Genomic DNA, 12,945 nt, shown 5'->3' with positions numbered 1-12,945 from the left:
GGCGACTCAGGAGGGGTTTATGCGGGTCAGAAAGGCACCCAGATCGCCGGTGTGATGGTGGATATGGGCAGGCGGTGCGGGCAGGGGCTCGGGCGCGACATGAACGCAACGCATACCAAGCGTGTGGGGTTCCACGAGGTTGCGCGGGTCATCCTCGAACATGGCGGCGCGGGTGGGGGTAATGCCCGCCGCGCCAAAGACCGTCGCGAACGAAGCCGGATGCGGCTTCGGATGAAAGCCCGCGTTTTCAACGCCGTAAATCCCGTCGAACAGCCCCGAAAGCCCGCGCGCCTCTAGCACGCGCATCGCATAGGGCGCGCTGCCATTGGTGAAAACGATCTTTTGGCCGGGCAGGGCGGCAATGCCCGCGCGCAGCACCGGATCGGGGCACAGATGATCCAGAGAAATCTCGTGGACCTCGTGCAGATAGGGCGCAGGGTCCACACCGTGTTCGTGCATCAGACCCGCAAGCGTCGTGCCGTAAAGCTGCCAGTAATGGGCGCGCAGATGGTTCGCCTCGTCGCGCGGAAGCCCGAGTGCGCGCATGACGAAATCGGTCATCCGCACCTCGATCTGGTCGAAGAGGCGCGCCTCGGGCGGGTAGAGCGTGTTGTCGAGGTCAAAGACCCACTCACGCACATGCGCGAAATCGGCCTTCGGATTTGGTTCGGCGTTCGTCATGGGGCAAAGCTAGCGCCCGCGCGGGGGCAGGGCAATGGCGCTTGCATGGGGGCGGGGATGGGGCGTAAGGTTCGCGCTCGCGGCGGGAGGTCGGAACTGGGAGCGGAGCGCCAATGCAGAAAGATGCCTATACCTTGATCCTCGAGGCGATCGACGGCGGGATTTACCGCCCCGGCGACCGGCTTGTTGAATCGGAACTGGCCGAGCGGTTCGGGGTGTCGCGCACGCCGGTGCGTGAGGCGTTGCAACGGCTTGAAACGCAATCCATGCTGGCGCGTGACGGGCGCTCGTTGATTGTGGCTTCGCTTGACCATAACCAACTGGCCGAGCTGTATGTCGTGCGCGCCGAGCTGGAGGCGCTTGCCGCGCGTCTGGCGGCGAAACATGCTGCCCCCGAAGAGGTGCGTGTGCTGCAAGAGATGATCGAGGAAGACCGCGCGAAAATCGGTGATCCCGGTGCGCTCAGCCGCGCGAACCGCCGGTTTCATCATCAGATCCACCTTGCCTCGCACAACCGCTATCTGGTGCAGCAGCTTGACCTTGTGCACCGCTCGATGGCGCTTTTGGCGACGACCTCTCTGGCGGTTGAAGGGCGCGGCGAGGCGGCACTGGCCGAGCACCAGGCGATCGTCGATGCGATTGGTGCAGGCGATGCCGAGGCTGCCGGCACGATGCTGCGTAAACATATCTCGAAGGCGTTCGAGACGCGGCTCAAGCTGGACGCGACCGCCGTGCAGGAGCGCGGCTAGTCGATCAGCGGCGCCAGCCGCGTGCGTGGCGGTGGCGCAGGCACAGGTGTCGCGGCGACGATCTGCGGAACCAGGGCCGAGGCGCGGGGCTTTTGCGCGTTCAGGTCAAACACCCCGTGGCTGGTCTTGTCCCAATAGAAGGGCTTGACGATCATCTCGTAAAGCGCCTTCCAGCCGGCCAGCGCGCCAAGCGGAAAGTAGAAATGCAGCGTCGGCACCCAAGGGATCAGGTGACGGTGTTCCTTGCCACTGACGGCCCAGATGCCGACCGCGATATTCGCCCCCTCGGTCAGCACGAACAGCCCGATCAGCGCGTTACGCAGCGGTGTGGACAGAACTGTGTCGACCGGATGCCAGACCCCCAGCGGCACAAGCCACATCGACCACAGCACGGGCGCGAAAATAAACTGCGTGAGCGACCCGAGAACCAGAATCTGGATGCCTAAAAACCGTTTCGGGCCAAGCTCTTGCCACAGGCGACGCGGGTTTCGCATATGCACGGCCCAGGTCATCGCATAACCCTTGAGCCAGCGAGATCTCTGCTTGACCCATGGCATCGCGCGGCAGTTTGCCTCTTCGTGGGTGACGGTGCGCACCAGTTCCGTGCGATAGCCATGACGCGCCAGACGGATGCCCAGATCTGCGTCCTCGGTCACGTTATGCGCGTCCCATCCACCCAGTTCCTCCAGCGCCTCTCGGCGGAAAAACAGCGTCGTGCCGCCAAGCGGGATCACCAGCCCCATCCGCGCGACACCGGGCAAAAGCGTGCGCCACCACGCGGCATATTCGATGGTAAAGCACCGCGCGAGCCAGTTCGTGCGCGGGTTATAATAATCCAGCATCCCTTGCAGACAGGCGACCTCGGGCGGCGCCTCGGCAAAGCGGCGCGCAATGATATGGAGCTGGTCGGGATCGGGCGCGTCCTCGGCGTCATAGACCCCGATCACCGAGCCGCGACAGAAGTTCAGCGCGTAATTCATCGCTCGTGGCTTGGTCTTGATCGGGCCGTCCGGCACCGTCACAACACGCATCCAGCGCGGCAGGGTCGCCTCCGCCAGCGTCGTGCGGGTCATCAGATCGCCCTGTTCGACCACCAGAAGAATGTCCAGCAATTCGCGCGGGTAATCCAGCTTGCCAAGCCGCGCGATCAGCCGCTCGGCTATGTCGTGTTCATGAAACAGCGGCACCATGATCGAGATGATCGGCAGCCTTATCGGTGCCTTCGGGCCTGCGCGCAGAGGGGCGGGGCTTTCGCGCCGCGCTTTGATTTCGCTGCGCGCCGCCAGCAGTTTCAGTCCTGTCGAGAGCACCAGCGAGAGCACCACCCAGCTAAACAGCGCCATGAAGACCGCGATTGGGGCCAGCCACAGCCCGACCGCACTGAGCGTGAGCAAGGCCAGGGCGAAGCGTGCGGCACGGGCCTCGTTATGCGAGCGACAGGATTTCTCGGGGTCGACCTTGACCTCGGCGCGGCGGATCAGCGCGGTCTGGCGGCGCGCGAGCAGGCTTTCATGCACATCACGCTCGGGCGCCAGAACCATGCGATAGGGCGCTAGCCCGGCAGGCAGGCTATTGCGAAGATTGTGAAAATCTTCGGGACGTGCCGTCGCGACAAGGGTAACGCCGCCCACGCGCCGCCACGGCACAAAGCTGTCACGCAGGCAGGCCTCGGGGCCGATAGCGTCAATCAGGCGCGGGTCGGGAGCTTGCGCAATCAGATCGACAATCGGCGCCGACCATTGCGCCGAAAGCGCTGACATCAAAGCGGCCTCATCGACCCAGCCATGCGCTAGCAGAATGTCGCCCAAGCGAACGTCTTGACGGATGCGCAGCGAGAGCGCCTTGATCAGATGTGCGGGCTCGATCGCGCCGCGATCCAGCAGGATCTGACCCAAGGGCGTGCGGTTCGGGCTGGCCTTGGGCGAGTTTGGCAGGCGAATGCGCCGCGCCTTTTCGGGCCTCAGAAACGCCGAAAGCGAGATCGGAGCGTTTTCCGGCTCGAGAACAGGGATAATCTTACGCTGTGTGGAACTCATGAACACACCCCTTGGTTGTGTTCAGAGTTGAGCAAGATCCGTTAACAGAGGGTTAATAGATCACCGGATCGGCCAAAAATTCAGATCGTTGCAGGCAGAGACTGTCTGCCTGCTGATCTCAGGCGGATTTGCGCGCGCGCATGGCCTCGGCGAAACGCTCGAACAGGTAATAGCTATCCTGCGGACCGGGGCTTGCCTCGGGGTGGTATTGCACCGAGAACACCGGACGCCCCTCGATGCGGATGCCACAGTTCGAGCCGTCGAACAGCGAGACGTGCGTCTCGATCACGCCTTCGGGCAGCGATTGCGCATCAACCGCGAACCCGTGGTTCATCGAGGTGATCTCGACCTTGCCGGTCTCTTTGTCTTTCACTGGGTGGTTCGCGCCGTGGTGGCCGTGGTTCATCTTGATCGTCTTCGCGCCAAGCGCGAGGGCAAGCATCTGGTGGCCAAGGCAGATCCCGAAGACGGGCAGTTCGGTCTTCAGCACGTCACGGATCATCGGCACGGCATATTCGCCGGTCGCAGCCGGGTCTCCGGGGCCGTTCGACAGGAACACGCCATCGGGATTGTGCGCGAGCACTTCTTCGGCGGTCGCGGTTGCGGGCAGAACCGTCACATCGCAGCCAGCCGAGGCCAGGCAGCGCAAGATGTTGCGCTTGGCGCCGAAATCAAGCGCGACGACCTTGAAGCCTTCGCCTTCGCGCGCCTTGTAACCCTCGGGCCAGGCCCAACGCATTTCATTCCACTGGTAGGACTGCGCGCAGGTCACGTCTTTCGCCAGATCAAGCCCGACAAGCCCCTGCCAGTCGCGCGCCTTTTTGACCAGTGCCTCGATGTCGAACTCGCCATTCGGGTTATGCGCGATGGCGACATGCGGCGCGCCCTGTTGGCGGATCGCACGGGTCAGGCGGCGGGTGTCGACACCGCCAACGCAAATCCGGCCGCGCTTGGCCAGCCAGCTAACAAGGTCTTCGCTCGCGCGCCAGTTCGACGGCTCGGTCGGGTCCCATTTGACGACCATACCGGCGGCAACCGGATCGCTGGTTTCGTCATCTTCGGGGTTCACGCCGACGTTGCCGACATGCGGGAAGGTGAATGTCACGATCTGGCCCGCGTAAGACGGGTCGGTCATGATTTCCTGATAACCGGTCATGGCAGTGTTGAAGACAAGCTCGGCCACCGTCTCTCCGGTAGCGCCGAAACCCTTGCCATAGAACAATTGCCCGTCGGCAAGCGCGATAAGCGCTGTGGGTTTCTCGGATGCGGTCTGGCGTGCAGGCATGGCGTGTTCCCCCGGGGCAAAATCCGTGGGAAACTAGGCGCGTGCGCCTGCGCGGTCAAGGGGGTTCGTCTTTTTATTGATATTGAATGAAATCAATATGTTAGCATCATTGCGCCAAAGCGTGCTTCGGGGTATTTTGGCGGCTTACACGGAAAAGGGCTTTGCCGATGGGAATGAAAGACAAGATTGCGCTGGCACTGAAAGACGCGATGCGTTCGAAAGAACAGGCGCGGCTGTCGACGCTGCGGCTGATCAATGCGGCCATCAAGGACCGCGAGATTGCGCTGCGGGGCGAGGATGGCGGCGGCGAGCTGGCCGATAGCGACATCCTTGCGATTCTGGGGAAGATGGTAAAGCAGCGTCAGGAATCGGCGCGCGCCTATGAAGAGGGCGGGCGGCTGGAACTGGCCGAGAAAGAGCTTTCCGAGGTTGGCGTGATCGAGGAGTTCCTGCCACGCCAGCTGTCGGCGGAAGAAGTGACCGAGGCCGTGGCGGCAGCGATTGCCAAGGTCGGCGCCAGCTCGATCCGCGACATGGGCCGCGTGATGGGCGAGTTGAAGGCGAAATACACCGGCCAGATGGATTTCGGCGCGGTCGGTCCGATGATCAAAGACAAGCTGGCGTGAGATGGCTCTGGCCAGTGCCGGCTCTGGCGCTGGCCGGATGCATGGGCGGGGGATTCGGTGCGAATCCCTATCCCGACCGCGAGGTGGTGGCCTTCGCGTCAACCACGGGGGACGGCGCGTTCCGATACGCCTGTGCCGAGGCGGAGCCTCCGGATTCCATTCAAGCCCGCGGCAAGGCCGCGCATCGCGCCTTTGAGGTCGCTTTGGCAGAGTTCGAGGATCAGCGCGCAAAGATTTTGCTAGAGGGGCTGGATAGCGGCAAGTCTCCGCGCGCAATAACGCGGCTGCTGGATGCTCGGACCGAGCTTTGGGCGCAGAAGACCGCCGAACGGATCGAGGCGGGGTATCACTGCATCCCGCTGTCGGGCGGCTGATCGGCCTGCGTCACGCGCGCGATCATCAGATTATCGCTGAGTTCCGTGTAAACTGCGCTCCTTTCGGCGGGCGTGAGGAAGGCGCCAAGCTCGACCACGCGCGGCCCGCCATGCAGCACCAGATAATCCGGCACGGGCCCGCCCTGCGCGATCAGCTCGGGGCGCACCCAATGTGTGTTGGCCTGCCAGTGTCCCGCCTTGTCGGGATCGGTGCGGAACTGGCTGAGAGTGACCGTCTCGGGGGTGAGCGTCAGAACCTCCAGCACCTCGCCCGTGCGATAGCTATATGCCAGCGCCCACCAGATCGCGCCAACCGCAATCGCCAGAAACGGCAACAGCGCCCAGAGGATCACCGAGCCGAGCACCGCAAACAGCGGCAGGGCGAGAAGGGCTATCGTCGCGCCGATAAACAGCACGAAGCCCCGCTTTGGCAGCGAGCGATACGGCCAAAGCTCCAGCCGGAGTTCTCCGGCCTCTCCGTCAGTCCATTGATAAGGCATGTCCTCCCCCGTTCGCAGGTCCAGCGTAAGCCCGCGGACCGTGCTCGGGCAAGGCTGGCGAGGGTGTCGCATGGTGATTTATCGGCGGATCGGGCAGACTCCGGTTTTGCCGGAGGGACAGGCCATGCAACCAGTCAGAAAAATGCGGAAAATTTCAGCAGTATTCGCGGGCATCTTCGGCGTGATGACGCTGGTTGTCGGTGGATCGGCGCTGACGGGGACGGTCGATTTCGGAACGCCCGTGCCCTTCGTCCTGATCTTTAACTTTGCTTCGGGCTTCGGGTTTGTGGCGGTCGGATGGGGACTTTGGGCCGGTCGAAACTTTGCCAGGCTTCTGACGGTGGTAATGTTCGGGGCCAGCCTGATCGTTGCTCTGGGGCTGGTTTGGTGGATTTCGCAAGGCGGCGCGTATATGACCCGCACGCTTTGGGCGCTTTCTGCGCGCACGCTGGTTTGGGGCGGGCTGGCGCTGGTTGCGCGGCGGGTGATTGCCAAAGCCTGAATAGCACGCAACGAAAAACGGCCCCGGATCGCTCCGGGGCCGTTTCGATTTCTTGCCTTAGTGGGCGTGGGAGTGATCCCAGTCCTCACGCTTGGGCAGCTGCTCGAACGTGTGCTCGGGCGGCGGCGAGGGCAGCGTCCACTCCAGCGTATCGGCATATTCGTTCCAGTAGTTCTTTTCGGTGACGCGCTTGCCGCGGGTCAGCGTGTAGAACACGATGCCGATGAAGAAGACGAACGACGCGAACGAGATGAAGGCGCCATAGGACGAGATCTTGTTCCAGTAGGCGAAGGCCTCGGGGTAGTCGATATAGCGGCGCGGCATCCCCTGACGGCCAAGGAAGTGCTGCGGGAAGAAGATCATGTTCGAGCCAATGAACATCATCCAGAAGTGCAGCTTGCCCGCCCATTCGGGGTATTGCCGGCCCGACATCTTGCCGATCCAGAAATAGACGCCCGCAAAGATCGCGAAGACTGCGCCAAGCGACATCACATAGTGGAAGTGCGCCACGACGTAATAGGTGTCGTGATAGACGCGGTCGAGCGGGGCTTGCGACAGAACCACGCCGGTCACGCCGCCCACGGTGAACAGGAACAGGAAGCCGAAGGCCCAAAGCATCGGCGTCTTGAACTCGATCGAGCCGCCCCACATGGTCGCGATCCACGAGAAGACCTTAACGCCTGTGGGCACTGCGATCACCATCGTCGCCAGCATAAAGTAGCTCTGCTGCGTCAGCGACATGCCCACCGTATACATATGGTGCGCCCAGACGACGAATCCCAGAACCCCGATCGCCACCATCGCATAGACCATCGGCAGGTAGCCGAAGACGGGCTTGCGCGAGAAGGTCGCGATGACATGCGAGATAATGCCAAAGCCCGGCAGGATGATGATGTAGACCTCGGGGTGCCCAAAGAACCACAGAATGTGCTGATAGAGGATCGGATCACCGCCGCCTTCCGGCTGGAAGAAGGTGGTGCCGAAGTTACGGTCCATCAGAAGCATCGTGATCGCGCCCGCCAGAACCGGCAGCGACAGCAGGATCAGCCACGAGGTGACAAAGATCGACCAGCCGAACAGCGGAACCTTGTGCAGCGTCATGCCCGGAGCGCGCATGTTCAGGAAGGTGGTGATCATGTTGATCGAGCCGAGGATCGAGCTTGCGCCCGAGACGTGCACGGCAAAGATCGCCAGATCCATCGAATAGCCTTGCTCTGCGGTCGAGAGCGGCGGGTAAAGCACCCAGCCCACGCCCGAGCCAAGCTGGCCATTGCCGCCCGGTGCCAGCAGCGAGGCCACACCAAGCGCGACACCAGCCACATAGAGCCAGTAGCTGAGGTTGTTCATCCGCGGGAAGGCCATATCCGGCGCGCCGATATGCAACGGCATGAAATAGTTGCCAAACCCCCCGAAGAGCGCGGGAATCACCACGAAGAACATCATCAGAACGCCGTGATAGGTGATCATCACGTTCCAGAGGTGCCCGTTGGGGGTGCATTCCTGCGAGCTGTCCGCGATAAAGCGGGCGCCTTCCGCGCACATATACTGCACGCCGGGGTCCATCAGTTCGAGGCGCATGTAGACGGTGAAAATCACCGAAATAAGCCCGACAATACCTGCGGTGAAGAGATAGAGAATCCCGATATCTTTGTGGTTGGTGGACATGAACCAGCGGGTGAAGAACCCGCGATTGTCATGTTCGCCATGGCCGTGAACGGCTGCGTCCGCCATGTGTGTCTCCCTTATAAGTGCAGAATGTCCGGGCTCTCCCTTCCCGAACCTGCCTAAGTGCAGTTCTAAGGCGCATTTTTTTATCGGGCAAGGATGGAGTGCGAAAAAATGTCACACCCAGATGCCGCACGGGCCTGATGGCGGGCCTGCAATGCGAAAGGGCGCCCGTTCGGGGCGCCCTTTGCGGATCACATCTCTTGCCGGATGGCAAAGACTTATTGGGTGACAGAGGCCAGATAGGCCGCGATGTCTTCCTGGTCTTTTTTCTGCTTGTGAGTCATGCCCGACTTGGCTTTCGCGCCCAGCTTGGCCTCAAGCCATGCGGAGGGGTCGGTCATATAGACGGCCAGCTCTTCTTCGGTCCAGACGAAATCGGGGTTCGCGCCGGCGAACTCGACGATCGATTCCTTGTATTTGAAGCCTTCCTGATGCGCGGCCGGCTTGCCGACGATGCCATAGAGGTTCGGGCCGGTCTTGCCGCCCTTGACGATATCGGTGCCGTCTTCTGCCTGGATCATGTGGCAGGCTTTGCACTTCTTGAATTCTTTCTCGCCTTTCTCGGCGTCACCTGCAAATGCCGGAACGGCAAGGGCAACGACAGCGAGCGTGGCAATCAGGCTGGTCTTCATCGCGTCTTCCTCATGTTAGGTCTCGACCCCTCTCCCTCGGTCAGGGCCCTGAAGGTGCGCAGATAGGGCGCATGGAGGGGTTCTACCACGGGGCAAAAGGTCGCGTCACGGGGGAAGATCGGGAAAATTTCCCCATCAGGCAAAGATTTGATCGAACTTTAGTCGCAACGCGGCGTCCAGATCGTCCATTGTGACCGGCAGGCCCAGATCGACAAGGCTGGTGACGCCGTGCTCGCGGATGCCGCAAGGGACGATTCCGTCAAAGTGGCCCAGGTCCGGTTCGACGTTGATCGAGATGCCGTGGAAACTGACCCATTTGCGCAGCTTCACGCCGATGGCGGCGATTTTGTCCTCGCGCAGCGCGCCGTCGAGGGCAGGGGGCTTGTCGGGGCGTGTGACCCAGACGCCGACGCGGCCCTCGCGGATTTCACCGGTGACGTTGAACTCGGCCAGCGCGGCAATCACCCAGTTTTCCAGCTTTTGGACAAAGGCGCGCACGTCGCGCCCGCGTTTGTTCAAATCAAGCATGACATAGGCAACGCGCTGGCCCGGCCCGTGATAGGTGTATTGCCCGCCGCGACCTGCATTGAACACAGGAAAGCGGTCGGGGTCGACCAGATCCTCGCGTTTGGCCGAGGTGCCGGCGGTATATAAAGGAGGGTGCTCCAGCAGCCAGATCGCCTCGTCTGCCTCGCCTTTATATATAGCGGCGACGCGCGCCTCCATGAATGCCAGTGCTGCGTCATAGGGGACGGGCGCGTCCGAATATATCCACTCGACCATGTGGCCTCCGTTCTGTTGCGAGGAGTCTACGCAAAGATTGCGGGCGCCTCCAGCGGATTGATGCGCGGGGCGGGCGGGGCGCAAACGCGCCTGTCATCGCGCGCAGCCCTTGTTTTCAAGGCGCCGATGCATACCCGCTCGACGCGCCGATTTTTTTTCGCGAATGCCCCGAAATTCCTCTTTTCATCGCGGCGGCCTTTGGCTAAAAGCCCGCTACCAAGCCAAGACAGTGCGGTCGTGGCGGAATTGGTAGACGCGCAGCGTTGAGGTCGCTGTGGGGTAACTCCCGTGGAAGTTCGAGTCTTCTCGACCGCACCATCATCCCGCTGAGGATGACGAAAAAGCTCCCGCAAGGGAGCTTTTCGTTTTCAGCCCTTCCGCTGCGACCGCGGCCGGGCGGAACGACTCACTCGGGCGGCACCTGTCCTTTTCGACAGGTCGGGCCTTTCCATACTGCCTGAAAAACGGACGAGAAATTTCCGCAGATCGCGAGTTGACGCAAAAATCTTGCGCAGGTTGGCTGAATGCGACCTTTTGTTTGCGCGATACGACCGCAGAAAAAGTGGATTTCAGGGCAATCTTTTAAATCTTTCCCCAACGGCAAAAAGTCGGTTGCAACATAGCCGCTCACTTGTTTTATTCATCGGGCGGGAACTAATGAACGATAAACGACAGGGAGCCCGAATTTGACAACTGAAGCCAGCGGCGATGGATTCGTCGTATTTGACCGCGTGCAAAAAAGCTACGACGGCGAAACGCTTGTTGTGAAAGACCTCAACCTATCAATCGGCAAAGGCGAGTTTCTGACGATGCTCGGCCCGTCCGGTTCCGGCAAAACGACCTGCCTGATGATGCTGGCGGGGTTTGAGACTGCAACACACGGTGAAATTCTGCTCGACGGGCAGAATATCAATCACACGCCGCCCCACAAGCGCGGCATCGGGATGGTGTTCCAGAACTATGCCCTCTTCCCGCATATGACGGTGGGCGAGAACCTTGCGTTCCCGCTGGAAGTGCGCGGGATGGGCAAGTCCGAGCGCGAGGCCAAGGTCAAGCGTGCGCTTGATATGGTGCAGATGGGGGCTTTCGCCAACCGTCGTCCGGCCCAGCTTTCGGGTGGCCAGCAACAGCGTATCGCCCTGGCGCGTGCACTGGTGTTCGACCCGTCTCTGGTGCTGATGGACGAACCGCTTGGCGCGCTTGATAAACAGCTGCGCGAACATATGCAGTTCGAGATCAAACACCTGCATGAATCGCTTGGCATTACCGTGGTTTATGTGACCCACGATCAGGGCGAGGCGCTGACCATGTCGGACCGCGTGGCCGTGTTCAACGATGGTCGCATCCAGCAGCTTGCGCCGCCGGACGAGCTTTATGAGCGCCCGCAAAACAGCTTTGTGGCGCAGTTCATCGGCGAGAACAACAAACTGCCGGGTGTTATCGAAACGCTTGACGGCGATAGCTGCACGGTGCGTCTGGCAACAGGCGAGATCATCGACGCGACGCCGGTCAATGTGCACGAAAAAGGGCAAAAGACGCTTGTGTCGATCCGCCCCGAGCGTGTCGAGTTCAAGCCCGAGATGATGCCTCCGGGCGCCCATATGATCGACGCCGAAGTGCTCGAAGTGATCTACATGGGCGACATTTTCCGCACGCGTATGCGTGTTGCAGGTTCGGACGAGTTCGTGATGAAATCGCGGAATACGCTTGGGCAGACCAAACTGTCCGCGGGCGAGAAAATCCGTATCGGCTGGCATCCGCAGGACGCCCGCGCCCTCGATCCGCAGTAAAGGAATAGGCTGGCGGGGCAACCCGCCTTCCTTGCCGCCTCACACGCGGCCAACAGACGTAAAGTCAGCACTAATAACAACTGGGAGTCTCCTAATGAAAAAGACCATGATCCTCACCACGGCTCTTGTGGCAACGGGCTTTGCAGCCTCGGCGCAAGAGCTGAACATCGTGTCCTGGGGCGGTGCCTATACCGTCAGCCAGGTCGAGGCTTATCACAAGCCCTTCACCGAAATGACCGGCGTCAAGATCAACTCGATCGACGCTGACAACCCGGCAACCCCCCTCAAGGCGCAGGTTGAAGCCGGCAACGTCTCGATCGACCTTGCTGACATCGAGCTGTCGGACGCCATCCGTCTGTGCGACGAAGGCCTGCTGCAAGAGATCGACCCGGCCATGCTGCCGGCCGCTCCCGATGGCACCCCGGCTGCCGAAGACTTCGTTCCGGGCGCCATTCAGGATTGCGCCGTTGCGAACATCGTCTGGGCAACCAACATTGCCTATGACAAGACCAAGTTCGAAGGCAACGAGCCGAAAACCCTTGCGGACTTCTTCGACCTCGAGAAGTTCCCGGGCAAGCGCGGCCTGCTGAAGTCGGCCAAGCGTTCGCTGGAAATGGCACTGGTTGCTGACGGCGTCGGTTCGGAAGACATCTACACCGTTCTGGGCACCCCCGAGGGCGTCGAGCGCGCACTGGCCAAGCTTGACACCATCAAGGACTCGGTCGTGTGGTGGGAAGCTGGCGCACAGCCGCCGCAACTGCTTGCAGATGGCGAAGTCGTGATGACCACCGGCTACAACGGCCGTTTCTTCGCGGCTGAAGTCGGCGAAGGCAAGCCGTTCGGCTCGATCTGGGAAGGTGCCTACATGGACTATGACCTCTGGGCCATTCCGAAGGGCGCACCGCACCTGGAAGACGCGATGAAGTTCCTCGCGTTCTCGACCGACACCCAGCGTCTTGCTGACCAGGCTAAATACATCTCGTATGGTCCGGCCCGTAAGTCGTCGTCCTCGCTTGTTGGCCTCTATCAGGACGGCAAGACCCAGATGGCACCCTACATGCCGACCAACCCGGACAACCTGATCAACCCGATCTGGACCGATCCGACCTTCTGGGCTGACCACGACGTCGAACTGAACGAGCGTTTCAACGCCTGGCTCGCCAGCTAATGTAACACAACATGCGGGAGGCGCATTCGTGCCTCCCGTATTTTCTTGCAGCCGCGGGTTTAGCCCGTGGACAGGAAAATTGTATCTGCGA

General features: G+C 61.3%; 13 protein-coding genes, 1 tRNA gene and 1 pseudogene. 7 read left to right on the top strand and 8 right to left on the bottom strand.

Annotation, left to right across the window (positions count from 1 at the left end):
• Positions 1-6: 6 nt before the first annotated feature.
• Positions 7-681, bottom strand: coding sequence for a pyrimidine 5'-nucleotidase (locus RYZ20_RS04765; protein WP_317670855.1), 675 nt, complete (start codon positions 679-681; stop codon positions 7-9).
• Positions 682-794: 113 nt separating this feature from the next.
• Here RYZ20_RS04765 and RYZ20_RS04760 point away from each other — a divergent pair, with 113 nt between their 5' ends.
• Positions 795-1,430, top strand: coding sequence for a GntR family transcriptional regulator (locus tag RYZ20_RS04760; RefSeq protein WP_317670853.1), 636 nt, complete (start codon positions 795-797; stop codon positions 1,428-1,430).
• Here the strand turns inward: RYZ20_RS04760 and RYZ20_RS04755 are convergent.
• Both RYZ20_RS04755 and carA read right to left on the bottom strand, forming a co-directional pair.
• Complete coding sequence (locus RYZ20_RS04755; RefSeq protein WP_317670851.1) at positions 1,427-3,466, bottom strand: glycosyltransferase family 2 protein; 2,040 nt, start codon at positions 3,464-3,466, stop codon at positions 1,427-1,429. The genes RYZ20_RS04760 and RYZ20_RS04755 overlap by 4 nt on opposite strands.
• A 118-nt stretch (positions 3,467-3,584) precedes the next feature.
• Positions 3,585-4,751: a glutamine-hydrolyzing carbamoyl-phosphate synthase small subunit gene (gene carA / locus RYZ20_RS04750; protein ID WP_317670849.1), complete on the bottom strand. Its 1,167-nt coding sequence runs from the start codon at positions 4,749-4,751 to the stop codon at positions 3,585-3,587.
• 167 nt (positions 4,752-4,918) lie between these two features.
• Here carA and RYZ20_RS04745 point away from each other — a divergent pair, with 167 nt between their 5' ends.
• Positions 4,919-5,377: a GatB/YqeY domain-containing protein gene (locus tag RYZ20_RS04745; RefSeq protein WP_317670847.1), complete on the top strand. Its 459-nt coding sequence runs from the start codon at positions 4,919-4,921 to the stop codon at positions 5,375-5,377.
• A gap of 41 nt (positions 5,378-5,418) precedes the next feature.
• Complete coding sequence (locus tag RYZ20_RS04740) at positions 5,419-5,751, top strand: hypothetical protein (protein ID WP_317670845.1); 333 nt, start codon at positions 5,419-5,421, stop codon at positions 5,749-5,751.
• Here the strand turns inward: RYZ20_RS04740 and RYZ20_RS04735 are convergent.
• Positions 5,724-6,251, bottom strand: coding sequence for a DUF2244 domain-containing protein (locus RYZ20_RS04735; protein WP_317670843.1), 528 nt, complete (start codon positions 6,249-6,251; stop codon positions 5,724-5,726). The two genes, RYZ20_RS04740 and RYZ20_RS04735, sit on opposite strands and share 28 nt — an antisense overlap.
• Before the next feature lie 142 nt (positions 6,252-6,393).
• Here RYZ20_RS04735 and RYZ20_RS04730 point away from each other — a divergent pair, with 142 nt between their 5' ends.
• A complete protein-coding gene (locus tag RYZ20_RS04730) occupies positions 6,394-6,753 on the top strand; it encodes a hypothetical protein (protein ID WP_317670841.1) in 360 nt (119 codons plus the stop codon).
• A 57-nt stretch (positions 6,754-6,810) separates the two neighbouring features.
• On the opposite strand, the gene ctaD is transcribed toward RYZ20_RS04730, so the two are convergent.
• The 3 genes and pseudogenes from ctaD to lipB all read right to left on the bottom strand — a co-directional run.
• Positions 6,811-8,484 (bottom strand): cytochrome c oxidase subunit I, encoded by a 1,674-nt coding sequence (gene ctaD / locus RYZ20_RS04725; RefSeq protein WP_317670839.1) that lies wholly within the window; start codon positions 8,482-8,484, stop codon positions 6,811-6,813.
• 215 nt (positions 8,485-8,699) lie between these two features.
• Complete coding sequence (locus tag RYZ20_RS04720) at positions 8,700-9,113, bottom strand: c-type cytochrome (RefSeq protein ID WP_317670837.1); 414 nt, start codon at positions 9,111-9,113, stop codon at positions 8,700-8,702.
• 135 nt (positions 9,114-9,248) lie between these two features.
• A pseudogene (gene lipB, locus RYZ20_RS04715) lies at positions 9,249-9,917 on the bottom strand (lipoyl(octanoyl) transferase LipB); the annotation flags it as partial.
• A 210-nt stretch (positions 9,918-10,127) separates the two neighbouring features.
• On the opposite strand from lipB, the gene RYZ20_RS04710 reads away from it, so the two are divergent.
• Positions 10,128-10,214: transfer RNA gene (locus RYZ20_RS04710), tRNA-Leu, on the top strand.
• Between the two features lie 88 nt (positions 10,215-10,302).
• On the opposite strand, the gene RYZ20_RS04705 is transcribed toward RYZ20_RS04710, so the two are convergent.
• A complete protein-coding gene (locus RYZ20_RS04705) occupies positions 10,303-10,527 on the bottom strand; it encodes a hypothetical protein (RefSeq protein WP_317670835.1) in 225 nt (74 codons plus the stop codon).
• 55 nt (positions 10,528-10,582) lie between these two features.
• On the opposite strand from RYZ20_RS04705, the gene RYZ20_RS04700 reads away from it, so the two are divergent.
• Together RYZ20_RS04700 and RYZ20_RS04695 are read left to right on the top strand one after the other, a co-directional pair.
• Positions 10,583-11,686: an ABC transporter ATP-binding protein gene (locus RYZ20_RS04700; RefSeq protein WP_317670833.1), complete on the top strand. Its 1,104-nt coding sequence runs from the start codon at positions 10,583-10,585 to the stop codon at positions 11,684-11,686.
• 94 nt (positions 11,687-11,780) lie between these two features.
• The gene (locus tag RYZ20_RS04695; RefSeq protein ID WP_317670831.1) at positions 11,781-12,854 is read left to right on the top strand and encodes an ABC transporter substrate-binding protein; all 1,074 of its coding nucleotides are present in this window, start codon (positions 11,781-11,783) and stop codon (positions 12,852-12,854) included.
• Positions 12,855-12,945 lie beyond the last annotated feature (91 nt).

Source organism: Pseudothioclava alba (assembly GCF_033100795.1).
Classification (GTDB): domain Bacteria; phylum Pseudomonadota; class Alphaproteobacteria; order Rhodobacterales; family Rhodobacteraceae; genus Pseudothioclava.
Note: the sequence above shows the minus strand (reverse complement) of the source record. Positions and strands in the feature narration are given on the sequence as shown.

What these genes read in the sequence shown, in the direction of transcription:
- RYZ20_RS04765 (WP_317670855.1), bottom strand. Translation starts at nt 681, where the DNA reads ATGACGAACGCCGAACCAAATCCGAAGGCCGATTTCGCGCATGTGCGT.
- RYZ20_RS04760 (WP_317670853.1), top strand. Translation starts at nt 795, where the DNA reads ATGCAGAAAGATGCCTATACCTTGATCCTCGAGGCGATCGACGGCGGG.
- RYZ20_RS04755 (WP_317670851.1), bottom strand. Translation starts at nt 3,466, where the DNA reads ATGAGTTCCACACAGCGTAAGATTATCCCTGTTCTCGAGCCGGAAAAC.
- carA (WP_317670849.1), bottom strand. Translation starts at nt 4,751, where the DNA reads ATGCCTGCACGCCAGACCGCATCCGAGAAACCCACAGCGCTTATCGCG.
- RYZ20_RS04745 (WP_317670847.1), top strand. Translation starts at nt 4,919, where the DNA reads ATGGGAATGAAAGACAAGATTGCGCTGGCACTGAAAGACGCGATGCGT.
- RYZ20_RS04740 (WP_317670845.1), top strand. Translation starts at nt 5,419, where the DNA reads ATGGGCGGGGGATTCGGTGCGAATCCCTATCCCGACCGCGAGGTGGTG.
- RYZ20_RS04735 (WP_317670843.1), bottom strand. Translation starts at nt 6,251, where the DNA reads ATGCCTTATCAATGGACTGACGGAGAGGCCGGAGAACTCCGGCTGGAG.
- RYZ20_RS04730 (WP_317670841.1), top strand. Translation starts at nt 6,394, where the DNA reads ATGCGGAAAATTTCAGCAGTATTCGCGGGCATCTTCGGCGTGATGACG.
- ctaD (WP_317670839.1), bottom strand. Translation starts at nt 8,484, where the DNA reads ATGGCGGACGCAGCCGTTCACGGCCATGGCGAACATGACAATCGCGGG.
- RYZ20_RS04720 (WP_317670837.1), bottom strand. Translation starts at nt 9,113, where the DNA reads ATGAAGACCAGCCTGATTGCCACGCTCGCTGTCGTTGCCCTTGCCGTT.
- RYZ20_RS04695 (WP_317670831.1), top strand. Translation starts at nt 11,781, where the DNA reads ATGAAAAAGACCATGATCCTCACCACGGCTCTTGTGGCAACGGGCTTT.